At 47.2% G+C, this 21,875-nt stretch carries 24 protein-coding genes and 1 other annotated feature; of the genes, 7 read left to right on the top strand and 17 right to left on the bottom strand.

Translation table 11 applies throughout. The annotated features are described in order from the left end of the window. Positions 1 to 150, bottom strand: a 150-nt coding sequence (locus tag D5S11_RS20500) for a CotG/ExsB N-terminal domain-containing protein (protein WP_374707824.1), incomplete at its 3' end; no start/stop codon positions are given. A gap of 171 nt (positions 151 to 321) precedes the next feature. Next, positions 322 to 1,191 (bottom strand): cation diffusion facilitator family transporter, encoded by an 870-nt coding sequence (locus tag D5S11_RS15585; protein ID WP_014418648.1) that lies wholly within the window; start codon positions 1,189 to 1,191, stop codon positions 322 to 324. A gap of 222 nt (positions 1,192 to 1,413) precedes the next feature. Between D5S11_RS15585 and D5S11_RS15590 the strand changes: the two genes are divergently transcribed. From D5S11_RS15590 to D5S11_RS15600, 3 genes are all read left to right on the top strand, one after another. Next, positions 1,414 to 2,220 (top strand): TrmB family transcriptional regulator, encoded by an 807-nt coding sequence (locus D5S11_RS15590; protein WP_007408765.1) that lies wholly within the window; start codon positions 1,414 to 1,416, stop codon positions 2,218 to 2,220. A gap of 72 nt (positions 2,221 to 2,292) precedes the next feature. Then, positions 2,293 to 3,024 carry an AzlC family ABC transporter permease gene (locus D5S11_RS15595; protein WP_108724779.1) on the top strand — a complete coding sequence of 244 codons (732 nt, stop codon included), beginning with the start codon at positions 2,293 to 2,295 and terminating at the stop codon, positions 3,022 to 3,024. Continuing rightward, positions 3,021 to 3,344 (top strand): AzlD domain-containing protein, encoded by a 324-nt coding sequence (locus tag D5S11_RS15600; RefSeq protein WP_108724778.1) that lies wholly within the window; start codon positions 3,021 to 3,023, stop codon positions 3,342 to 3,344. The genes D5S11_RS15595 and D5S11_RS15600 overlap by 4 nt, the downstream gene beginning before the upstream one ends. 40 nt (positions 3,345 to 3,384) lie before the next feature. Here the strand turns inward: D5S11_RS15600 and sr7p are convergent, their stop codons facing one another. From sr7p to acsA, 3 genes are all read right to left on the bottom strand, one after another. Next, positions 3,385 to 3,510, bottom strand: coding sequence for a small protein SR7P (gene sr7p / locus D5S11_RS20370; RefSeq protein ID WP_007408768.1), 126 nt, complete (start codon positions 3,508 to 3,510; stop codon positions 3,385 to 3,387). Between the two features lie 119 nt (positions 3,511 to 3,629). Further along, positions 3,630 to 4,895, bottom strand: coding sequence for a tyrosine--tRNA ligase (gene tyrS / locus D5S11_RS15605; protein WP_015240395.1), 1,266 nt, complete (start codon positions 4,893 to 4,895; stop codon positions 3,630 to 3,632). A 50-nt stretch (positions 4,896 to 4,945) separates the two neighbouring features. Beyond that, positions 4,946 to 5,178 (bottom strand) — a binding site (T-box leader). Positions 5,179 to 5,231: 53 nt separating this feature from the next. Continuing rightward, complete coding sequence (gene acsA / locus D5S11_RS15615; protein ID WP_061581294.1) at positions 5,232 to 6,950, bottom strand: acetate--CoA ligase; 1,719 nt, start codon at positions 6,948 to 6,950, stop codon at positions 5,232 to 5,234. Between the two features lie 158 nt (positions 6,951 to 7,108). On the opposite strand from acsA, the gene D5S11_RS15620 reads away from it, so the two are divergent. From D5S11_RS15620 to D5S11_RS15630, 3 genes are read left to right on the top strand one after another with little or no spacing between them, the layout of a single operon-like run. After that, complete coding sequence (locus D5S11_RS15620) at positions 7,109 to 7,741, top strand: GNAT family N-acetyltransferase (protein WP_007408771.1); 633 nt, start codon at positions 7,109 to 7,111, stop codon at positions 7,739 to 7,741. A 24-nt stretch (positions 7,742 to 7,765) separates the two neighbouring features. After that, positions 7,766 to 8,410 carry an acetoin utilization AcuB family protein gene (locus tag D5S11_RS15625; protein ID WP_007408772.1) on the top strand — a complete coding sequence of 215 codons (645 nt, stop codon included), beginning with the start codon at positions 7,766 to 7,768 and terminating at the stop codon, positions 8,408 to 8,410. Then, the gene (locus D5S11_RS15630; protein ID WP_007408773.1) at positions 8,407 to 9,573 is read left to right on the top strand and encodes an acetoin utilization protein AcuC; all 1,167 of its coding nucleotides are present in this window, start codon (positions 8,407 to 8,409) and stop codon (positions 9,571 to 9,573) included. Before D5S11_RS15625 ends, D5S11_RS15630 begins: the two co-directional genes overlap by 4 nt. A 9-nt stretch (positions 9,574 to 9,582) precedes the next feature. Here the strand turns inward: D5S11_RS15630 and motS are convergent, their stop codons facing one another. The 12 genes from motS to D5S11_RS15690 form a co-directional block, all read right to left on the bottom strand. Further along, positions 9,583 to 10,272, bottom strand: a complete 690-nt coding sequence (gene motS, locus D5S11_RS15635) for a flagellar motor protein MotS (RefSeq protein ID WP_003152387.1) — start codon at positions 10,270 to 10,272, stop codon at positions 9,583 to 9,585. Beyond that, entirely contained in the window at positions 10,262 to 11,077 is an 816-nt protein-coding gene (gene motP / locus D5S11_RS15640; protein ID WP_038464183.1) for a flagellar motor protein MotP, read from the bottom strand. Before motP ends, motS begins: the two co-directional genes overlap by 11 nt. Positions 11,078 to 11,145: 68 nt before the next feature. Next, positions 11,146 to 12,150, bottom strand: a complete 1,005-nt coding sequence (ccpA, locus tag D5S11_RS15645) for a catabolite control protein A (protein ID WP_032871678.1) — start codon at positions 12,148 to 12,150, stop codon at positions 11,146 to 11,148. 279 nt (positions 12,151 to 12,429) lie between these two features. After that, positions 12,430 to 13,506 (bottom strand): bifunctional 3-deoxy-7-phosphoheptulonate synthase/chorismate mutase, encoded by a 1,077-nt coding sequence (locus tag D5S11_RS15650; RefSeq protein WP_003152383.1) that lies wholly within the window; start codon positions 13,504 to 13,506, stop codon positions 12,430 to 12,432. A 237-nt stretch (positions 13,507 to 13,743) separates the two neighbouring features. Then, a complete protein-coding gene (gene ytxJ, locus D5S11_RS15655) occupies positions 13,744 to 14,070 on the bottom strand; it encodes a bacillithiol system redox-active protein YtxJ (RefSeq protein ID WP_007408776.1) in 327 nt (108 codons plus the stop codon). A 25-nt stretch (positions 14,071 to 14,095) separates the two neighbouring features. Then, positions 14,096 to 14,509 (bottom strand): YtxH domain-containing protein, encoded by a 414-nt coding sequence (locus D5S11_RS15660; protein WP_003152380.1) that lies wholly within the window; start codon positions 14,507 to 14,509, stop codon positions 14,096 to 14,098. Between the two features lie 32 nt (positions 14,510 to 14,541). Further along, positions 14,542 to 14,964: a DUF948 domain-containing protein gene (locus tag D5S11_RS15665; protein WP_007408777.1), complete on the bottom strand. Its 423-nt coding sequence runs from the start codon at positions 14,962 to 14,964 to the stop codon at positions 14,542 to 14,544. A gap of 155 nt (positions 14,965 to 15,119) precedes the next feature. After that, positions 15,120 to 16,418 (bottom strand): UDP-N-acetylmuramate--L-alanine ligase, encoded by a 1,299-nt coding sequence (gene murC / locus D5S11_RS15670; RefSeq protein ID WP_032871677.1) that lies wholly within the window; start codon positions 16,416 to 16,418, stop codon positions 15,120 to 15,122. A 240-nt stretch (positions 16,419 to 16,658) separates the two neighbouring features. Then, positions 16,659 to 19,262: a DNA translocase FtsK gene (locus D5S11_RS15675; RefSeq protein ID WP_108724777.1), complete on the bottom strand. Its 2,604-nt coding sequence runs from the start codon at positions 19,260 to 19,262 to the stop codon at positions 16,659 to 16,661. A gap of 167 nt (positions 19,263 to 19,429) precedes the next feature. Then, positions 19,430 to 20,035: a YtpR family tRNA-binding protein gene (gene ytpR, locus D5S11_RS15680; protein WP_003152375.1), complete on the bottom strand. Its 606-nt coding sequence runs from the start codon at positions 20,033 to 20,035 to the stop codon at positions 19,430 to 19,432. 14 nt (positions 20,036 to 20,049) lie between these two features. Then, positions 20,050 to 20,859 (bottom strand): DUF1444 domain-containing protein, encoded by an 810-nt coding sequence (locus D5S11_RS15685; protein WP_108724776.1) that lies wholly within the window; start codon positions 20,857 to 20,859, stop codon positions 20,050 to 20,052. Between the two features lie 15 nt (positions 20,860 to 20,874). Continuing rightward, a complete protein-coding gene (locus tag D5S11_RS15690) occupies positions 20,875 to 21,198 on the bottom strand; it encodes a thioredoxin family protein (RefSeq protein ID WP_003152373.1) in 324 nt (107 codons plus the stop codon). Positions 21,199 to 21,395: 197 nt separating this feature from the next. Here D5S11_RS15690 and D5S11_RS15695 point away from each other — a divergent pair, with 197 nt between their 5' ends. Further along, positions 21,396 to 21,842, top strand: a complete 447-nt coding sequence (locus tag D5S11_RS15695) for a YtoQ family protein (RefSeq protein ID WP_014418659.1) — start codon at positions 21,396 to 21,398, stop codon at positions 21,840 to 21,842. Positions 21,843 to 21,875: the final 33 nt, after the last annotated feature.

A 21,875-nucleotide genomic window follows, 5' to 3' on the forward strand; every position in this document is an offset into this window, starting at 1 on the left:
TCTGCTGCGAGAACGGTGTGTCCGTTTTCTGCTGCGGGAACGGCGCGAACATTTTTTAGAAACCGGTTCTTGGTATAAATACTCCCCTAAACCTTCTCTTTCCGCAACGGCAACTCCATGTTCAATTTCTTTAACAGAAATAGCGTTCAATTCTGTTCACCTCCCTTTTTCTTTACAACATAACGTATGAAATGAACCCCTCACGTGTATAAGCTTATCTCTCATATGAGCGAGAAATAGTCATTTATACAACAAAAAGACCCGTGGGAACGGGCCTTTTGCAGGCATTTTGCCGGGAACAAACGCAAACTTAAGATCGATTTATTTCTTCCTCTCGCTCTCCGGCTCGGGGTGAATCATTACCTGTGCTTGTTTGAATTCATTCGTAATATCTCTTTCAATGCGGTCACACAGGTCATGCACGTCTTTAATCGTCACGTGAGAGGCTACGACCAGATGAAAATCAATATACTCCTGCGGGCCGGAGCGTCTTGTACGAAAATCGTGAATTTCAATAAATTCCTGTTGAAATGTTTCAATAATCTTTAAAATTGTTTTTTCTTCCTCTTCCGACAAACGGGTATCAATCAGCGGCGGGAATGCTTCTTTCATTAACTTAAACGCTTCATATATGATATACACCGCCAGCACCATACCTATAATGGGATCAAGTATGTACCACTCCGTTACGGTAACGACCAAAAGGCTTGCCGCTACGCCTAATGATGTGTACACGTCAGTCAGTAAATGCAGGGCATTTGATTTCATTGCCACGGAATTAACCTTTTCGGCTTCTCTTTTTACGAACTTCGAAACGATCAAATTAATGAGAGCCCCCGCAAGCATCACAACAATTCCCAATACAGGCAGATGAACCGGCGCCGGGTTCACCAGTTTTTGAACGCATTCATATATCATCCAAATCCCTGCCGCAAAAATCAGAATCGTCTCGATAGTCCCCGACAGATTCTCGACTTTTCCATGACCGTACGGATGCCCTGTATCAGCCGGCTTTTTTGAAATCCTGACGGAGATAAAGGCAATGAAGGCGGCGATCAAATCTAAAAAAGAATGAATGGCTTCAGAAAGTATCGCGACAGATCCGGTTATGATCCCCACCACTATTTTGAGCATGACGACCAGGGAATTGCTTATAACCGATAAAAAAGCGATTTTAGAGGTGTTTTCCACCGTGATCCTCCTCTTTTTAACTTCTTGAATTTATCGTATCAAACGGCATTCGTGTGGGTCTACGGCAACGTTTTTCACAAAAGCCATACATGTAACTCACCATAAACTAAGTTGGAAAGCGACAAAACAGGCGCACCTTTCTTTCAGCACTCAAGTCCCATTGACAAGATATAACCGCTTACATTATAGTAGTTTCATGAATAACCACTACGGAGGATGTTTATGGAGGATGTTCTGAAAGAATTACAGAAGTTTGGATTTTCTCAATATGAATGTAAAGCATATATCGGCTTGTTGAAACACTCGCCTGTTACCGGATATGAAATCAGCAAAAGGTCAGGCGTCCCCCGCTCAATGATCTATGAAGTATTGGGGAAATTAGTTGATAAAGGCGCTGTCCATATTGTGCCGTCTGATCCGGTTACATATGCTCCGCTTGCCGGAAAGGAATTAATCGACCGGCTCCGGCACGATTTCGAGAGCTCATTCGGCTACCTTGAGGAAAAGTTATTGGCACTGGAAAGCGAGCAGGAGATGAATGTCATCCGCCGCATCAGCACGAATGATCATGTCATCAATGAGATGAAGGATATGATTGAAAAAGCCGAGGAAGAGTTGTGGCTGTCTGTCTGGGAACAGCAGATTCCCTTTATTCAAGAAGCTGCTAACAAACGCGCCGCCGAACAATTGCCCGTCTTTTCGATTGTGTTCGGCCCTCCGGAAGTGAAGCTCGGAAATACGACAAATCATAATATGTCACCTGAAGTGGCGGAGAAACGGATGGGCGGAAGATTAACGATAGCTGCCCGCGATAATAAAGAAGTCTTAATCGCCAATTTTTCTCCGCAGACGAATGCCTGGGCCATTAAATCAGAAGATCCCGCTCTCGTTCTCGTGGCCATGGAATATATGAGGCACGATCTGATGTTCGCGGAGCTTGTGAAAGAAGTCGGGGCTGAGAAAGTTGAAGGCCTGATGAAACAAAACCATTCGTTATTTCATGTCGTCACCGGAAATCGGTTCATATAAATGTGAACCGTATTTTCTTTGATTTTTTCATTAGTCGTTATCATTATAATCTCTATGAAAGGAGTATAAAAAATGATTAACACAGAAGTGCAAAAAACCGCCGTTTCCCGGGAAATGAACGATACGTTTTTACAGGGGGTGCGGGATTGTGTGCCTACGCTGCTGGGCTATATGAGCATCGGTTTTGCTTTCGGCATCGTTGGCGTTGCCTCTCATCTAAGCATTCTTGAAATTTGTTTGTTATCTTTGTGTGTCTATGCCGGCGCCGCCCAATTTATTATTTGCTCGCTCCTTGTTTCCGGGAGTCCGATTTCCGCCATTATTTTAACGACGTTTATCGTCAATCTGCGGCACCTTCTGCTGAGCCTGACCATCGCGCCGTATTTCACGAAATACTCTTTGGCGAAAAATATCGGCTTCGGGGCTTTGCTTACTGACGAATCTTTCGGGGTAGCGGTGAACAAAGCGGCTCAGAACGGCAGGTTATACGATAAGTGGATGAACGGCCTCAATATAACCGCTTACATGTGCTGGGTTATTTCCTGCGTGATGGGCGGGCTTCTCGGACAATGGATATCTGATCCTTACGCGCTCGGCCTGGACTTTGCTTTGCCCGCTATGTTTGCGGCGCTGCTTGTGCTGCAATTGCAATCGTCCACTTCGGAAAAGCTGAAGCACAACCTATCCTTAATACTCTATATGATCATTTTTATGGTCTTGTTATCGTATTTCGTCCCGTCACACATCGCGGTCATCGTCTCAACCGTGATTGTGGCAACGATCGGGGTGGTGACGGACAAATGAGCATCAGCACACAAATGATCTGGATTATACTCGGCTGCATGATTGTTACACTTGTGCCGCGCATTGTTCCGTTTATATTTGTCCGGAACATTCAGATGCCTGAGTTGGCTTTAAAATGGCTCTCCTTTATTCCGCTTTGTATTTTGACGGCTCTGGTAACGGAAAGCATGATTGTGAAAACAAACAGCACTTTGACCTTTGATTGGAAAGCAATGATCGTTCTCATCCCGACATTGCTTTGCGCGATACGGACAAAAAGCTTATCCATCACGGTCATCACAGGAGTCGTGCTGATGGCCGCCGTCAGGCTGATATGGTGACAATCAAAAGCCTCCATTCCGCAGAATGGGGGCTTTCCCTTTATGATGTCGGATTTTCTTCTTCCGTCTCTGATTCCTCGGCTTTGGCTTCGGCGTTTATGCTTTGCTGCTGTTCCCAATGATCCCGCTGCAATCTTTCTTTTGCGATGGTAAACATGAAATTCACGGCGCAGCACCCCTTCCCTGTTTTGCTTATACTATGTACTGTACTCATTTCCCCGTGCAGTATTCACAAAACATAAAAAAGCAGCCTGCCGCATTGAGCGGCCGGACTGCTTTTTATTTTCAGTACGTGATCAGGAAGTATTTTTTCTTTCCGCGGCGCAGTACGGTAAATTGATCTTCAATGCGGTCTTCCGCAGTCAGAAGATGCCCGATGTCCGTCTGGCGCTCGCCGTTAATGTAAACAGCTCCGTTTTGAATGTCTTCGCGGGCCTGCCGTTTTGAAGGCGACAATTTAGATTCCACAAGCACGTCTACTAAAGACAGTTCTTCAGAGCGGTCTTTTTCAAACGAAGGTACATCTTTAAATCCTACCTTGACGTCTTGAGCGGAAAGCTCTTTAATATTGCCGCTGAACAGCGCCTGGGAGATATGAACGGCCTGCTCAAGCGCTTCGCGGCCGTGTACAAGAACAGTCACCTCTTCAGCGAGACGTTTCTGCGCTTCTCTTTTCTCAGGAGCCGTCTCCGTTTTTTCAGCATAACCTTCAATTTCCTCTTTTGATAAGAAAGTAAAGTATTTTAAGTATTTGACGACGTCGCGGTCATCTGTATTGATCCAGAACTGGTAGAATTCGTACGGCGATGTTTTTTCTTTATCAAGCCAAATGGCGCCGCCTTCCGTTTTGCCGAATTTCGTGCCGTCAGCTTTTGTGACGAGCGGAATGGTAAGACCGAAAGCTTTCGCCCCTTCTTCTTCTGATTTTCTGATCAGTTCAAGACCGGCCGTGATGTTGCCCCACTGGTCACTGCCTCCGATTTGGAGTTTGCAGTTCTTTTCTCTGTACAGATTCAGAAAATCGTAGGATTGCAGGATCATGTAGCTGAATTCCGTGTAAGAAATTCCGGTTTCAATTCTTGAGCTTACAGTATCTTTCGCAAGCATGTAGTTAATTCCGAAGTTCTTTCCGACGTCACGGAGAAATTCAATAATGCTCAGCTTTCCGATCCAGTCAAAGTTGTTCGCTATGACAGCGGGGTTTTCTCCGGCCTCGAAATCTAAAAATCGGGAAAGCTGATTTTTAATTTTTTGCGACCATTCGACAACGATATCCTGAGTATTTAACGTACGTTCCGCTTTTTTGCCGCTCGGATCGCCGATCAGTCCCGTCGCGCCGCCTACAAGCGCAATCGGATGGTGGCCTGCAAGCTGGAAACGGCGCAGTGTCAATATCGGCAGAAGGTGTCCGATGTGCAGGCTGTCAGCCGTCGGGTCAAACCCTGAGTATAAACGGATTTTTTCTTCGTTCAGCTGTTTATTCAGTCCTTCTTCATCCGTCATTTGCTGGATTAAGCCGCGGAATGATAAATCCTCTAATAAGTTAGTCATTTTGTCTGCTCCTTTGTTTATGAAAATAAAAAACGCCCCTTCGTTTAAAACGAAGGGACGATATAATCGCGGTACCACCCTACTAATAAAAGCATAAAAAAGCTTTTATCACTCTTTTTGATAACGGACCGTGTCCGTTCTTTCACTACTGAAAGCCTTGGAATAGCTTTGTTCGCAAAAGCGGTTCATGAGTGTATTCGGCATATCTTATGTGCTGATTTTCACCGGCCATCAGCTCTCTTGAACAATCAGATATCCTACTTGTCTCAATCAAAACCTTTTCGTATGAAGCTTACTCATTTTTAACATAAATAAGATACGATGTCAACGCCGTCTTTAATCTTCCATTGTGGACAGGTCGCCTGCCGGCAGGTTCAGCTCCCACGCCTTCAGCACACGTCTCATGATTTTTCCGCTCCGTGTTTTCGGAAGTTTATCTTTGAATTCAATTTCCCGCGGTGCGGCATGCGCGGCAAGCCCCTGTTTTACAAAGAGGCGAATGTCCTCCTTCAGCTGATCGGATGGCTCATGCCCTTCTCTGAGCGCGATAAACGCTTTAATAATTTCTCCCCGGACAGGGTCCGGCTTTCCGATGACGCCGGCTTCGGCAATCGCCGGATGTTCAACAAGTTTGCTTTCGACTTCAAACGGGCCGACGCGCTCGCCGGATGTCATGATGACATCATCGACTCTGCCTTGGAACCAGAAATAACCGTCTTCATCCATATAAGCAGAATCTCCGGAAACATACCAGCCGCCCGGCATGAAATAAGAATCATATTTCTCTTTATTGTTCCAAATGGAATCCATCATCGACGGCCAGCCCTTTTTAATGGCGAGATTTCCCATTCGGTACGGCGGAAGCTCATTTCCCTGATTGTCAACGATCGCCGCTTCCACTCCCGGAATCGGTTTCCCCATTGAACCCGGCTTGATCTCCATGCAAGGATAATTGCAAATGAGCTGTCCGCCCGTTTCTGTCATCCACCACGTGTCGTGGATGCGCTTGCCGAATACTTTATGTCCCCACTTGATGACCTCGGGGTTCAAAGGTTCTCCGACACTCAGGACGTGACGAAGTGAAGTAAGGTCAAATTTGGATGCCATTTCATCTCCGGCGCCCATAAGCATTCTGAAAGCCGTCGGAGCGCTGTACCAGACGCTGACACCGAGCTTCTCGATCGTGCCGTACCAGTTTTCCGGACTGAACCTGCCGCCGATGATCACATTCGCCGCTCCGTTCAGCCACGGCGCAAATATCCCGTACACCGTCCCGGTCACCCAGCCCGGGTCCGCAGTGCACCAGTAAATATCGTCTTCTTTAAGATCAAGCACCCACTTGCCGGTCTGGTATTGCTGAATCATGGCTTCATGAACGTGGAGCACACCTTTAGGCGTTCCGGTAGATCCTGATGTGTAGTGAAGCAGGTAGCCGTCTCTTCTGTCCATCCATTCGATATCAAGTCTCGTGCTTTCTCCCTCAGCCGCTTTATCATAATGAATGATTTTATCTCCCGCTTCTTTGCTGCCGCCGACAATGAAAATATGCTCGAGGTCGGGCAGGCTGTCCGCCGGAATCCGTTCGGCCAGTTCAGGTGTTGTCACGACAACCTTTGCCTGGCTGTTCAAGAGGCGGTCTTTGACGGCGCCTTCCATAAACGCTTCAAATAAAGGACCGGCGATCGCACCGATTTTAATTGCGCCGAGCATGATAAAGTAAAGCTCCGGCGAACGCGGCATGAAAATAAAAACGCGGTCCCCTTTTTCCACGTTTCCATACCGTCTCAGTACATTTCCCGCCCGGTTCGATTCCTCCATCATTTCTTTAAATGTGTATTTTTCATCCCGGTTTGCGTCCTTGTAATATAGCGCTACTTTGTTTTTTCGAAATGATTCGGCATGACGGTCAATCGCTTCGTACGCCGCATTCAGCTTCCCCGTCTGATGCCAGGAAAATGCCGCTTCGACCTCTTTCCAATCGAAGCTGCGGTACGTTTCCTCATAATTTCGCAGATGATAATTCCCCTTTTCCGCCGGCAACGCTTTCAAATTCATGCAACATCCCCCTTTGCTTATCTATAGACTAATTATAGTAGATGTTCACAGTTTTCTCAATTTTTAAAATATAAATTACAACACTATTGAAAACGCTTTATATTTTGTTATGCTTAAAAGAGATGTGTTTTTATTAAGAACCGACAGGCGGTGAATCAGTGAAACATCATAAAACGTACCATTCTTCATCAATTCAGACAGCAGCCGGCCCTCTTTTAGTAGAAGGGCCCGTTCCTCCAGGGGATCTAGCACAGTATGAGTTTCATGAAGGCCTGACAGCCTTTCGCCTTCCTCATGAACAGCACAAAGCGTTAATCGAGATCGCCGGGCTTCCTGAAGGTCGGATCATTATTGCCAGGGACGGACAGACGATTATCGGCTATGTGACGTATTTATATCCTGATCCGCTTGAACGATGGTCTGACGGAAATATGGAAGACCTCCTTGAACTCGGGGCGATCGAGGTCGCTCCCGGCTACAGGGGCTGTTCTGTCGGAAAAACTTTGCTGACAGTCAGCATGATGGATGAACAGATGGAACGGTACATCATCATGACGACGGAATATTACTGGCATTGGGATTTAAAAGGAATGAAAAAAGATGTGTGGGAATACAGAAAGATCATGGAAAAGATGATGAATGCCGGGGGTCTTGTCTGGTTCGCAACGGATGAACCGGAAATCAGCTCTCATCCGGCCAATTGTCTGATGGCCCGCATCGGCAGGCACGTCAGTCAGGAGTCAATTGAACAGTTCGACAGGCTTCGTTTTTATCAGCGATTTATGTATTGACTGACATACAAAGGGGATAAAAAGATGATTGCAGAACAAATCATGAAACGGGACGTCATCACCGTCTCAAAACACGACTCCATTGAAACAGCCGTCCGTAAAATGAAGATATATCATATCCGCCATCTCCCTGTCATCGACGACGAGCTGCACGTCATCGGTATTGTCACAGACAGAGACATTAAACAGGCCGGCCCCGGCAGCTTTGAACAAAAGGAACGCGGCGCGTTTCTGACAAACAAAGTGGAGACCATTATGAAGCGCAATGTCATCTGCGCCCATCCGCTTGACTTTGTGGAAGAAATATCCGCTTCCTTTTATGAGCACGGCATCGGCTGTCTGCCGATTACGGTAAACCATAAGCTGACGGGCATTTTAACGAAAACCGACGTGCTCCGGACTTTCGTCAGCCTGACAGGCGCGGCCCAGCCGGGATCACAGGTGGAAATCCTGGTGACGGATATGACAAAAAGCCTTGCTGATCTCAGCTGCATGTGCCGTGATCTTCAGCTGCAAATCCTGAGTGTGCTCGTCTATCCCCATGAGTCCGCCGGGTCGAACATTCTCGTCTTCCGGGTGAAGACGATGAATCCGCTCCCTTTTATCCGTGCCGTTCAAGAAGCCGGATACAATGTCTTATGGCCGAAACATTTGAGGGATCAGCCATGAGAGACAGCGTTTTTGTTTACTCGCCTTCTTATCAGACGTATCAATTTCATCAGGAACATCCGTTCAATCAGCGTCGTGTGCTTTTAACATACGATCTGCTTCAGGCGGCGGATGCGTTTGACGAAGGAGATATCGTCACACCGCGCGCGGCCGCTAAAGAAGAGCTGGCTCTCGTTCATACGGAGGATTATATACAGGCGGTGGAACTAGCGGGTGCGGGCCGGCTCCCTGCCGCAGAAGGAGAAAGCTACGGTCTCGGAACGGAAGACACCCCCGTTTTTGCCGGCATGCATGAAGCCGCGTCACTTCTGGTGGGCGGCACCTTAACGGCGGCTGATTATGTCATGACGGGACAAGCAAGGCACGCCTGCAATTTAGGAGGCGGCCTTCACCACGGCTTCCGCGGCAGGGCCTCAGGCTTTTGTATCTATAATGACAGCGCCGTGGCCATCCAATACATCCAGAAGAACTACGGGGCAAAAGTGTTATACATTGATACAGACGCTCATCACGGCGACGGCGTTCAATTTACGTTTTACGACAGGTCTGATGTCTGCACTGTTTCTTTTCACGAGACCGGGCGTTATTTATTTCCCGGGACGGGACAGGTACTGGAAAAAGGAAGCGGGCAAGGCTACGGCTATTCTTTTAACATTCCGCTGGACGCTTTCACAGAGGACGATTCCTTTCTTCACGCTTACAATACGGCCGCCTCAGAAATCGCGGCTTTTTTCAAGCCGGATGTGATTCTTACCCAAAACGGTGCGGACGCCCATTATTACGACCCATTGACACACCTGTCCAATACAATCTCCATTTATCAGGAGATCCCGCGGCTCGCTCATTCATTAGCCCATCAATATTGCAGCGGCAGATGGATCGCGGTCGGCGGCGGAGGATACGATATTTGGAGAGTCGTCCCGAGAGCATGGAGCCGCATTTGGCTTGAGATGAAAGGGATTGATCCCGGGGAGCGCATACCGCAGAAATGGATTGATAAATGGCAGAAGCACTCCCCCTGCACGTTGCCCGCTTTTTGGAGTGATCCTGAACAATTATATCCTCCGATTCCCCGCAAAGAAGAAATTTCAGAAAAAAATGCCCAAACCGTGGAAAAAGCACTTTTTGCCATCCGGTCTGAGCAGCGGTATAAGACTAAATAAAAAACGACCTTATGAGGAGGTCGTTTTTTTGATCACAATTTCTACACGGCGGTTTTCTTTCATATGTCCGGGACTTTTGTTGTCCTTCACAGGTTTCGTATCCGCATACCCGGCAGAGATAAACCGTTTGGCGGAAAAGTCTTCATTCGCGGTAAAATACCGGATCACACTCGCCGCTCTTGCAGACGACAGCTCCCAATTTGACGGAAATTGATAGGTGGAAATCCGGCGGCTGTCCGTATGGCCTTCTACCTGTATGTCATTCGGAATTGTTTTTAAAAGCACCGCGATCTGATGCAGAACCGGCTCGGCGTTTTTCAGCACATCCGCTTTTCCCGTCTGAAACAGAACGGCCTCCTGCAGCACCAGAACCACTCCGCGCTCATCGCGCTTCGCCGTCAATTTCGAACTCAAATGATGCGCTTTTATGTATGTCTTCACGTTTTGTAACAGCAAATCCTGTTCTTTATTTTCGTTTGCTTTGTCTGATGACGCCGGTTCACCCCCGCTGCCGTTTGTATGAATCGATGAAACGGCAGATTGAAATTTTTCCGCGTCTATTTGCGACATCGAAAAAAGCAATATAAAGAACACGAGAATGAGCGTGATCAAGTCAGCGAACGTCACCATCCATCTCGGTGAACCGCCGGAATGTTCCGGTTTGTTTCTTCTTTCAAAACGCTCTTTTCTAAGCTTCATGGACAGCGCCCTTTTTCTTGTTCGCAGGCTGTCCTTTACGCCAGTCTTCTCTTGAGCTGAAGACGACGAGCTGACTTTCGAGGTTGCGGGGATTTTTGCCCGATTGGATGCCGACAACCCCTTCGATCATGACCTGTTTGATGAAAATTTCACTTTCCGTTTTTTCTTCAAGCTTTGCCGCGATTGGGATAAACACCAAGTTGGCAAGCAGCGCTCCGTACAGCGTCGTCAATAGCGCAACAGCCATGTTCGGTCCGAGGGTATGCGGGTCATTTAAGTTTTTGAGCATGAGAACGAGTCCGACGAGCGTCCCGATCATTCCCCAGGCGGGTGCGAAATCACCGGCTTTTTCAAAAACGCGTCTTCCTTTTCTGTGTCTTTCTTCCATCGCGGCGATCTCAGAATCCATCACCAGCCGGATCGTTTCCTCGTCCCAGCCGTCAATCGCAAGCAAAAGCCCTTTTTTAAAAAACGGATCCTTGATCTCACGCGCCTGGTCATCCAGAGACAGCAGCCCCTGCCTGCGCGCCTGCTCCGAAAGGCTGACAAATACTCTGACAAGCTCTTTCACATTGTCATCCTGACGGGAGAATACCTGTTTCAGAACAGAAGGGGTTTTCTTTAAATCCCTCGGCGGAAAGCTGATAAAGATCGCCGCAGCAAGGCCGCCTGTGACGATTAAAAAAGAAGTCAGATCTAAAAATGAACTGATTCCCGCCAGTCCCGTCCCTGACAGAATACCGATTGCGACAATAATACAGCCTAACATAAAGCCAACGGGCGTCAGATAATCAAAACGTTTCATATCTTCTCCTTACTCAAGTAAAAAAGCAAGATTCCACCCCTCAGAGTGAAGCTTGCTTTTCCGTTTTTTTATGACTTGGTTGATTGTCTTAATTCGATGCGGTGAGGCAATTCGACGATATGCTCTTCAACCGGCTCTTTGTTCATCAGTTTTGTCAAAAGTCTCATCGCCACGGCGCCGATATCGTACGTAGGCTGCACGACTGTTGAAAGCTGAGGGCGGACCATCAGGCTCAATCTCGTATTGTCAAAACCGATAATATCAAGATCATCAGGAATCGAAAGACCTTGATCTTGGGCCGCATGGATAATGCCGAGGGCCATTTCATCCGTCGCAGAAAGAATCGCCGTCGGTTTCCGGTCAAGGCCCATCAAGCTTTGAAGCGCCTCCATACCGGAATCATAGGTGTAATCGCCTTCCGCTACGAATTGCTCGTTAAACGGAATCGCCGCTTCTTCAAGCGCCCGTTTGTACCCTTGCAGTTTTTTCGAACGGTTGATCGGCTCTTGCATCGGTCCGGAGACGAGTGCAATATCGCGATGCCCTTTATCAATGAAAAGCTTAACGGCATCATAAATCGCCTGTTCATAATCAATGGCGACAGAAGGCGTCTCGCCCTGTTCTTCCACTGATGCCGCCAAGACGATCGGCACAGGAGAGCGCTTAAATTCTTCGACATGCTCGTCCGTAATGTTGCCGCCCATAAATACGATACCGTCCACTTGTTTGCCAAGCATCGTATTTAACAGATGCAGTTCTTTCTCAAGATTTTGGTCCGAGTTGCTTAAAATAATATTATATTTGTACATCGTCGCGATATCTTCAATTCCACGCGCAAGTTCAGAGTAGAAAATGCTTGAGATATCAGGGATGATGACGCCGACCGTAGTCGTTTTTTTGCTTGCAAGCCCTCTTGCCACCGCATTCGGGCGATAGCCGAGCCGATCAATGGCTTCCAATACTTTTTTTCTGGTCGTCGGTTTTACATTCGGGTTGCCGTTCACGACGCGGGAAACAGTCGCCATACTGACATTTGCTTCTCTGGCCACATCGTATATCGTAATGTTGCTCACTGAAACCACTCCTTTTACTGGATACACTTATCCTTATCTATAGCATAAACACTTTATGTAAAGAAATGTCGTACGATTTCGCATTCTGTCGTTTATGATTGTAAGCGTAAGTCAGTAGTGTACATTATTTTTCATTATTCATCAAATTTAAATATCTCTCATGAAATTATACACGTTTTTCCCAGTGATGAAAACGTTCACTTTCATTTTATAATTAAATAAAATGAAGATACGAAAAAAAAGCCGCGCGTGGCGGCCTTTAAAGAGCGGAACGTTGTATTATGCTTTTACTTTCAGCATTGGCTTTAATTCGTTCAGCCATTTCTCGAATTCAGGTATATCCATCTGCTGCGCAGAGTCTGAAAGGGCAACGGAAGGATCAGGGTGAACTTCGGCCATCACGCCGTCAGCGCCGATCGCAAGCGCCGCTTTTGCTGTCGGAAGCAGGAGATCGCGGCGGCCTGTTGAGTGTGTGACGTCAACAAACACCGGCAAGTGAGTTTCCTGTTTCAAAATCGGCACGGCAGAAATGTCGAGTGTGTTTCTCGTTGCCGTTTCGTACGTTCTGATTCCGCGCTCACAAAGTATGATCTGGTCGTTTCCTTGTGACATGATGTATTCAGCTGCATTGATGAACTCTGAAATTGTTGCAGCAAGACCGCGTTTTAACAATACCGGCTTTTTAACGGAACCGGCGGCTTTCAGCAATTCAAAGTTTTGCATGTTCCGCGCGCCGATCTGAATGACGTCAATGTAATCAATCGCTTGCTCAATGTGGGCGGGCGTTACGATTTCACTGATCACTGCGAGGTCATATTCATCAGCGACGCGTTTGAGAATTTGCAGGCCTTCTACGCCGAGACCTTGGAAATCATACGGACTTGTGCGGGGTTTAAACGCGCCCCCGCGCAGGATTTTAATGCCTTGTTTTTTCGCTGCGGCCGCGACTTCGGCAACCTGCTCATAGCTTTCGACGGCACAAGGTCCGACGATGAATCTCTGATCGCCGTCACCGATTTTTTCACCTTTAATATCAACGATCGTATCTTCTGCTTTTTTCTTCCGGGAGACGAGCAACGCTTTGCTGTGATCCTCTTCTTGAAGTTCAAGTCCGGCTTTGAAAATTTCTTTGAAAATATGCTGGATCGTTGAGTTTTCAAATGGGCCGTCATTGCTTTCAATTATGCGGTTAAGCATTGTACGCTCTCTGACAGGGTCAAATCGGTTGACACCCTGTGCTTCCTTTGCTTTACCGATTTCTTTTACAACGGCTCCGCGTTCATTGATTAATTTAAGGATTTCTAAGTTTAGTGCGTCTGCCTGCTGTCTTAGGCTCTCTAATTCCTTGTTGCTCATCTTTTTCATCCCTTCTATGCTATGTTTTATTTTAATGGTTAACATGCATCTTACTACAGTTATGCGAAAATAGGAATATGAAATAATAAATTTTTTCACATTCGGCTTTATCACCAAAACGCTTTTAAGCTTTTATGCGTTGAAGCAGTATATATTGATATCCTACATGATCCGGCTGAAATGATCAATAGTTTTTTTCAAAAAAAAAAACCGCCGGTATCAACCGGCGGCCAGCAATTATGAAAGGTGCTGCTCTATTGCGTTTTTTGTGATTTGTGAATGAGACGCGTGCCATTTCACTTCGCCGTTTGCAATGACGAATACTTGCGGGCTTTCATGTTTCACGCCGTATGTCTCGGCGATATAGTTTGAAAGCGGCCGGCTGTCCTGCACCTGCAGGTAATAAGAAGGCACTTCCGAATGCGCCGATGCAAAGGCGTCAAACTCCTGAAACGCGGCTTGGCTGATCGGGCAGGTTGTGCTGTGTTTCAAAAACACGAGCGTGTTTTCTTTCTCAGCGGCATTTTTGAACTCTTCTTCAGACGATATCAGCTGTTTTGTCATGTCGGTTATCTCTCCTTATTGAAGATCAGCGATTTGCCTGACCGGCTTTTTCCCCGGCGTCTTCCGCTTCGGCCTTGATGCTTTGGGCCGTGTCCTGCATTTCGCTTCTCGTCTCTTCGGCTTTCTCGGTTAGTGTGCTCTTAGAACGGTCTTTTAAATCCTTCACTTTATTCATAATCTGGCCTGACTGATCAGCTACCAGCTGGGTGATATTAGATGTTTTGTCCTTGGCGATGCTGACATATTGAGAGCCTTTTTCTTTCGCGTCGGCCGTCATTCTGTCCGTCTTATCCTTTAACGCAGAAGCCTGACTGCCGAGATCGTCGCGCAGCTCCTTACCTGATTTAGGCGCCAGAAACAACGCCGTTGTCGCGCCGATAATTCCCCCGATCAGCGTTCCGATTAAAAAATCCTTACTATTGATTCCATCTTTGCTCATTATGATTCCTCCTTAGTGGATTTTTCTTATGATTAAAGCGATGTTTTTTTCTTTTGCTTCCACTTGTCCCATATTTCCATAGCGGCCTGGCTCCAGGTGACAACCTGACTGATCTTATCCTGATTCTCTCTTACAGAGGCCGTAACGGAACCTGCTGCCTGCTTTATGGATGTATTAAACTGCTGGACGGAAGTTCCCACTTCCTGGACAGCATGGACAACCGTATTTAATTTCTCTGATTTTTCCTGAATGTCTTCCGCGAGACGGTTTGTCTTATGTAACAGCTCGGTTGTCTCTGCGGTAATACCTTTCATCTGCCCTTCAAGGCCGTCTAAAGTCGAGGCAACGTTTGTTAAAGTCATCTGCACGGACTTTAATGTTTTGGACAGATAGATGACGAGGATGAGAAATGCAACGGCAATGAGTGCGACACTTAAGTAAAGAATGATGATCATCTAATACCTCCTTAATGCAGGATATAGTGGTATATACCCAATTCTTAAAATGATAAACATATATGAAAGATCTGTATGTATACTATTTCTCCGTTTCTCGGTAAATCCCTTTGCAGCACGCGCAAAAAAGCAGTGAGAGCCCCACTGCTTTTTCGTTACGCTATGACGTTTTCATAGGCTCTCATATATTTTTGAATGTCTCCGGCGCCCATGAAGATCAGCACTGCGCCTTCATGCGCTTTTAACACGGATGTGTCATTTTCTTCAATGAGTTCTGCGTTATCGATTTTTTCCTGAAGATCCGTGATCGTGAGCTTGCCGACGTTCTCGCGGGCTGAGCCGAAAATGTCACACAGATACACGCGATCGGCCGCGCTTAAACTTTCTGCGAATTCATCAAGGAATGATTGCGTCCGTGTAAACGTATGCGGCTGAAATACCGCGATAATTTCACGTTCGGGATATTTTTGGCGCGCCGCCTCAATCGTGACTTTGATTTCAGTCGGATGGTGGGCGTAGTCGTCGATCAGTACCTGGCTGCCGATCACTTTTTCATTGAATCTGCGTTTGACGCCGCCGAATGATTCAAGTCCGCGCTTAATCATGTTCACGTCTATCTCTTCATAGTGGCAGAGCGCAATAACCGCTAAGGAATTGAGGACATTGTGATGCCCGTATGCCGGGATGTAGAACGTATCGTAAAACGTATTGCGGACAAAGACGTCAAATGTCGTGCCTTCCGTATTTTTCACGATGTTTCTCGCTTGAAAATCATTTTCTTCTCCCGTGCCGTAATAAACGACAGGCACATTGGCGTGAATTTTCGGCAGGTACTCGTCATCACCGCAGGCAATGATGCCTTTGTTGACTTGAAGCGCCATGTTTTGGAAAGCATCAAACACATCGTCAATGTTGGCGAAATAATCAGGGTGGTCAAAATCAATATTCGTCATAATCGCATAATCAGGCTGATAGCTTAAGAAATGACGGCGGTACTCGCAGGCTTCAAATACAAAGTATTCGCTGCTTTCATTTCCTCTGCCCGTTCCGTCCCCGATAAGAAACGAAGTCGGCTTCGCCTGCTGCATCACGTGTGCCAAGAGGCCCGTTGTGGACGTCTTGCCGTGTGCGCCCGTTACCGCGACACTTGTGTATTTTTTCATATATTCAGCTAAAAATTTATGATATCTGATGACAGGAATCCCTTCAGCGAGCGCCTTTGCGATTTCCGGATGAGAATCAGGGAATGCGTTTCCGGCGATTACCGTTAAGCCGGGTTTGATGTTATCGGCGCTGAACGGATAGATCGGGATATTTCTTTTTTCAAGGGCAGCCTGAGTGAAAATCTGCTTCTCGATATCCGATCCCTGCACCTGATACCCTGTATCATGCAGGATTTGAGCAAGCGGGCTCATACCTGTCCCTTTTATTCCAACAAAATGATAAACAGTCATAATCGTACCTCCAACAAACGTCTATCTGTTCCCCAGTATATGACGCTCATTTCATTTTGCGACCGCCGCGGGCGAAAAGCCCGCACAGCGGCGCTTCCATTTATTTTTACGTTATCGTCAGTATCTGTAACTTTCTTTTTGATTAAACCTGCCGCATGATATTTCAGCGCGTGACAGTGATGCAGTTTTGATGGTCCATCCACTATCATACCATGTTTGTGAGAAAAATGAACGATATTCTTATTCTTGAGCAATGTCAGCGGCCGTAATCAGCACTTCACGGGGTTTGCTGCCCTTCGCTTCTGAGATCATGCCTTCGGCTTCCATCATGTCAATCAGCCTCGCGGCGCGATTATAACCGATTCTGAACCTTCTTTGAAGGCTTGAGGTGCTGGCGCTGTTTTGCTCCACGACGAATTGGCACGCCTCAGGAAACAGTTCGTCTTCTTCCTTGAGGGCGGTTCCCTGCCTGATCAGTTCTTCCTGTTCAAACAAATAAGAAGGCGGCAGCTGCTTTCTGACATGAGAGACGACGCGGTCAATTTCTCTGTCGGATACAAAGTTGCCCTGCAGGCGCACCGGTTTTCCGGTACCGTTTTCCCAGTACAGCATGTCGCCTTTTCCGAGCAGCTTTTCCGCTCCCGCCATGTCGATGATCGTTCTGGAATCTACCTGGCTTGAGACGGAGAATGCAATCCTCGTCGGTATGTTTGCCTTGATCATTCCGGTAATGACATCGACAGACGGACGCTGTGTCGCGACAAGCAGATGAATGCCGCAGGCTCTCGCTTTCTGCGCGATTCTGGCAATGCTTTCTTCCACATCGTTCGGCGCGACCATCATTAAATCAGCAAGCTCATCAATGACCACTACGAGGTACGGAAGCTTTTCGCCTGTCTTATGATCGGCGGTTAATTCATTAAAGCGGCCGATATCTCTCACACCCGAATGGGCAAACAGTTCATATCGCCGTTCCATCTCTTCCACAACCCATTTTAACGCGGCGGTCGCGGCTTTGGCGTCCGTGATGACGGGGCTGACCAAATGCGGAATTTGGTTATAAGGCGCAAGCTCGACCATTTTCGGATCAATCAGAAGCATTTTGACATCACTCGGATCCGCCTTATAAAGCAGACTGACCAAAATGGTATTGATGCAGACGCTTTTTCCCGATCCTGTCGCACCCGCTATCAACCCGTGCGGCATCTTTTTCAAATCAATGACGACCGGGTTTCCGGAAATATCGACACCGAGCGCGGCTGTAAGCGGAGACGGATTCGTCCTGAAAGCGGCGCTTCTGATCATCTGCCTTAAATCGACGACTTTGCTTACGCGGTTCGGAACTTCAATGCCGATCGTGTTTTTACCGGGGATCGGCGCCTCAATCCGAATATCCTTGGCAGACAGGCTCAGTTTAATATCATCTGCTAAGTTTGTAATTTTGTTTACTTTCACTCCGGGCTCAGGATGCACTTCAAAACGTGTGACGGACGGGCCTTGTGTGACATGAACGACTTGGGCGCGCACATTAAAGTTTTTCAGTGTAACGTTTAAAAGCTCGCGCTGTTCTTCAATCCACGATTGGTCGTCATGTCTTTGCGCCGGCGGTACGTCCAGAAGCGACAGATTCGGAAAGACATAGCTCGCTCCGCCCTCTGGCGTCTTCGCCTGCTTGTGTTTATCGCTTTTAAGCATCATGACGTTAAACGGAACATTGCGCTCTTTCGGCCGCTCCGCTTTTTTCACAGGCTGAGGCTGTCCGTGATGCTCCGTTTTTTCTTCGGCAGGCCGGGACGGGGCATCGGCCGTCTCGATGCTTGCAGGTTCAGGCTCGGGGTCTGAATGCCGCGTGACTTCATTGTACTCAGGCTGAGAGTCTGCTTCCTGTTTCGCGTCGGTTTCAGCTGATTCGGGCTTGTCTTCAGCCTGCGGCTGAACTTCCTCTTCGTATCCGGGTTCTGTGTATGTATACACCGGTTCTTCCGCGGTTTCAAAAGGCGGTGCTTTTTCCGGCTCAGGCTCCTGATATTCCTCCTGCGGCGCAGCTTGTTCCTCTGTGTTGTCAGCCGTTCGGGATGCTTCATACTCAGGCTCTTTAATAGGCTGCGGGCGGGTTTGTTCATGCTCTTGTTCTTCTGTAAAGCCGGCAGACTCCGCGCTTTCCGTGTGCTCCCGCTCTTCAGTCTGCTGCGGTTCTGCTGCTGCAAACACTTGCTCTTTTGCATTCTCAGCCTCGGTGTGAAGCTCCTCTTTTTTAACGGCCGGGATTTCTTCCGTTTCTTGTTTCGCAAACGGTTCTGGCCGGTCATTCGTCTGTTTTGTTATGCCGTATGTTGTGAAGACGGGCTCTTTTTCTGTTTCCTGACCGGCTTTTAGCGGAACAAATTGCTCCTCTGACAGCAATGTTACGTTCTCTTCACGCCGCTTTTCGGATATAGGCGCTTTTTTTATGCTGTGCTGAGATTGAAAGCCGTAAACCGGTGAAGGAATGGATGACGGTTTAAAGGGCTTTTTCACCGTTTCAGGCTCTTTATGTGTATGCTGTTTCCGCTCGGTTTGCTCCTTCCCGGCGGCATAATCCCGGGACGGCTGGCGGCGTTCGTGCCTTTCCCGCTGTCTTTGGTTTTGCTCCGTTCGCTTATAGCCGTCCGGAACGACGGGGAAGCGGAAATTCCCTTTCGGATATTCGTAATATATTTTAGGATCTTCCATGCGCGTGAATTTGCCTTCTGGCTGATCCGGTATCTGCTGTTTCGGGATTTGGGCATGCGTGTTTGGTTCATGTTCATGCTCTTCTTCTTTTTCACCTAAAAATAAGTCAAAAAATTTATTCAGCCAACTCATGTTTAATCACTCTCTAACTCCCTTTTTAGTAGTCTGGGACGATATTTAGTATACCATTGCCGGGCGGCTCAGAAAAGATTAAGCTCCCAACTGAAGAAAGCCGTTAAGCAGGCCTGCTTAACGGCTTTCTCTCACATCATTCGATTCTGTGCGCTTATTTATGGGAGTTAGAATTGAAATGCTTCGCCGGCCTCGCGGCTGTCTTCAAGAACAAGAATCCCTTTTTCCGCCGGCGCATCCGGCAAAGCGAGTTCTTTCGCGGAGCAGATCATGCCGCTTGACGGAACGCCTCTTAATTCAGCGTCTTTAATCACAAGTCCGCTCGGCATCACCGCGCCGACTTTAGCGACGACGACTTTTTGCCCTTTGTCCACGTTCGGCGCGCCGCAAACGATTTGGAGGGTTTCCTCTCCGACATTCACTTGGCAGATATTCAGTTTATCCGCATTCGGATGTTTTTCTTTCGATTCAACGTGACCGACAACAAATTTCGGAGAAAGGTCAACCGTCAGCGTTTCTGAAACGCCGTTTCTGTTCAGTATTTCATTCACATCCTGTACGAATGTCTCAGACAAAGCGACGGGGCCGTTGTCCTCAATCTGTAAGTAAGAAGACACGTTAAAAATGTTAAAGCCCGTCGTTTCTTTTGTTTCTTTGTTAAAGATTCTGACGACATCGCCTTCTCTTTCATAGCCGATTTCTTCGCGTGCTGCATCTTTAAGAGAGATCAGAAGCGTATCTCCCACACCTTCTTTATTGTAAAAAGCGTTCATAAGAAAAATCCTTTCTAATCCTTTTTCGGCCGGCTTTTCGCCATGATAAACACAGGTTCCAGTCTGCCTTCATTATACAGAAATGAAAGGGCCGTAATCGGCACCTTGCCGCTTGCAAAGAAGCTCATGGACATTTGCCCTAAAATATCATAACCCGATTCATTTCGAATGTCAGCAAGTATTAATACATCCTGATGCGGAACGGAAATCGCTAATTCGCCTTCAGCGGCCTGCTTGTATTCATGAAGAATCGAATCATTGAGAATCCGGCTGGCGTCATAGCCGTCATTCGCCCTGAAAAAATAAAAATAATTATCCGCAACCGTATCCTGTTTCACGACCGAAGGAAGAGAGCGGAGATTGAATGACGCCGTCTCCCTGATCCGTTCTTTTGTCCAGTTTTCTTTCTCGAGCATACGGCTGTCAATTAAGCGGTACGTCTTGCCGAGGTCAAGCGCGTAGTAGATTCTCGTTTCGGCCGTATGGTCATCATACACGAGCGGAATGCCGTCACTCGTTTGATCGGGAAATGATGTGGAGCGGATGACCGGATAGATTCCGGCTTCCTTTCCGGACATCTCCTGTCCGCTTCCTTCCATCGCCTCCATCGCTTCTGACACATAGTAGACGATTTCGTCGATCGCTTCTTCTTTTTTCGTCTCCCACTTCGCAATGATCGGCGGGAGCTCCAATGTGATGCCTTTTTTGGTCGTTTGATCCTCAACACGGAGGGTGTCTTTTTCTCTGTCAAAAAAGAAGGATCGGTTCTCGTGCTGCAGGCGCTGTTTTAATAAATCCGCCAGCTTCCTTGACGTCATTTTCAAAGCCCGTGGCCTCCTTTATGCTTTAGCAAGGGAATCGGTTAAAAATTGCTCAATTTCTTCTTTTGTTTTACGGTCTTTGCTGACGAAGCGGTTCACTTCTTTTCCTCCGTTAAACACAACAAAGCTCGGAATGCCGTAAATTTCCCATTCTGCGCATGTATCAATAAATTGATCGCGGTCTACGTAGTAATAAGTGAATTCAGGAAAGTCCGCTTCCAGCTCAGGGAGAAACGGCTCCACAAAGCGGCAGTCCGGGCACCAATCCGCTGAAAACATAAATACCGCCCAATCGTCTTGTACCGCTTTTTGCAATTCTTCCGTGCTTTCAATCTTTTTCATTGTCATTCCTCCATCTGGATTATGAGTTTTTTATATGCTGATGTTTGTCCAATTGGATCATACCAGACTGTTTACGGCAAGACCAACTATATGCAATATCATTATCATATTTCATTTGCATTATCAAGCAAGTTTCGTTTACCATTTTGCTTGTAGCCGTACGAAAATATGAATATGTACATAAGGAGGGGCAAAAGATGCAGTTTGTCGTGTATTTAGCGGGTGAAATCCACAGTGATTGGCGGGACGAGATCAAACAAAAAGCAACAGCGCTGGACCTGCCGATTACGTTTGTCGGCCCGATGGAAAACCATGAACGCTCAGACAATATCGGAGAAGAGATTATGGGCGTGCAGCCCGATTCTGTTTTAAAAGACGCCAGAGCTTCTGATATCAACAATTTCCGTACAGAGGTGCTGATGGAAAAAGCCGATTTTGTGATCGCCCTGTTTGGCGAGAAATATAAGCAGTGGAATACCGCGATGGATGCTTCTTATGCCATCGCAAAAGGAAAGCCGCTCATTCTCATCCGTCCGAAAGAACTTCATCATCCGCTGAAAGAGCTTTCCGGAAAAGCGAATATCACGGTCGAAACCGTCAATCAAGCGATGAAAGCACTCTCTTATTTATTTGAAACAGAATAAGCAGGCCGCCTTTATGCGGTCCTGCTTATTTTT

This window comes from Bacillus sp. L75 (genome assembly GCF_003676355.1).
Classification (GTDB): domain Bacteria; phylum Bacillota; class Bacilli; order Bacillales; family Bacillaceae; genus Bacillus; species Bacillus velezensis.

Excerpts from the sequence above, each read along its gene's own strand:
- D5S11_RS15590 (WP_007408765.1), top strand. The coding sequence starts at position 1,414 with ATGGAGGATGTTCTGAAAGAATTACAGAAGTTTGGATTTTCTCAATAT.
- D5S11_RS15595 (WP_108724779.1), top strand. The coding sequence starts at position 2,293 with ATGATTAACACAGAAGTGCAAAAAACCGCCGTTTCCCGGGAAATGAAC.
- D5S11_RS15600 (WP_108724778.1), top strand. The coding sequence starts at position 3,021 with ATGAGCATCAGCACACAAATGATCTGGATTATACTCGGCTGCATGATT.
- tyrS (WP_015240395.1), bottom strand. The coding sequence starts at position 4,895 with ATGACTAACTTATTAGAGGATTTATCATTCCGCGGCTTAATCCAGCAA.
- acsA (WP_061581294.1), bottom strand. The coding sequence starts at position 6,950 with ATGAATTTGAAAGCGTTGCCGGCGGAAAAGGGGAATTATCATCTGCGA.
- D5S11_RS15625 (WP_007408772.1), top strand. The coding sequence starts at position 7,766 with ATGATTGCAGAACAAATCATGAAACGGGACGTCATCACCGTCTCAAAA.
- D5S11_RS15630 (WP_007408773.1), top strand. The coding sequence starts at position 8,407 with ATGAGAGACAGCGTTTTTGTTTACTCGCCTTCTTATCAGACGTATCAA.
- motS (WP_003152387.1), bottom strand. The coding sequence starts at position 10,272 with ATGAAGCTTAGAAAAGAGCGTTTTGAAAGAAGAAACAAACCGGAACAT.
- motP (WP_038464183.1), bottom strand. The coding sequence starts at position 11,077 with ATGAAACGTTTTGATTATCTGACGCCCGTTGGCTTTATGTTAGGCTGT.
- D5S11_RS15650 (WP_003152383.1), bottom strand. The coding sequence starts at position 13,506 with ATGAGCAACAAGGAATTAGAGAGCCTAAGACAGCAGGCAGACGCACTA.
- ytxJ (WP_007408776.1), bottom strand. The coding sequence starts at position 14,070 with ATGACAAAACAGCTGATATCGTCTGAAGAAGAGTTCAAAAATGCCGCT.
- D5S11_RS15660 (WP_003152380.1), bottom strand. The coding sequence starts at position 14,509 with ATGAGCAAAGATGGAATCAATAGTAAGGATTTTTTAATCGGAACGCTG.
- D5S11_RS15665 (WP_007408777.1), bottom strand. The coding sequence starts at position 14,964 with ATGATCATCATTCTTTACTTAAGTGTCGCACTCATTGCCGTTGCATTT.
- murC (WP_032871677.1), bottom strand. The coding sequence starts at position 16,418 with ATGACTGTTTATCATTTTGTTGGAATAAAAGGGACAGGTATGAGCCCG.
- D5S11_RS15675 (WP_108724777.1), bottom strand. The coding sequence starts at position 19,262 with ATGAGTTGGCTGAATAAATTTTTTGACTTATTTTTAGGTGAAAAAGAA.
- ytpR (WP_003152375.1), bottom strand. The coding sequence starts at position 20,035 with ATGAACGCTTTTTACAATAAAGAAGGTGTGGGAGATACGCTTCTGATC.
- D5S11_RS15690 (WP_003152373.1), bottom strand. The coding sequence starts at position 21,198 with ATGAAAAAGATTGAAAGCACGGAAGAATTGCAAAAAGCGGTACAAGAC.
- D5S11_RS15695 (WP_014418659.1), top strand. The coding sequence starts at position 21,396 with ATGCAGTTTGTCGTGTATTTAGCGGGTGAAATCCACAGTGATTGGCGG.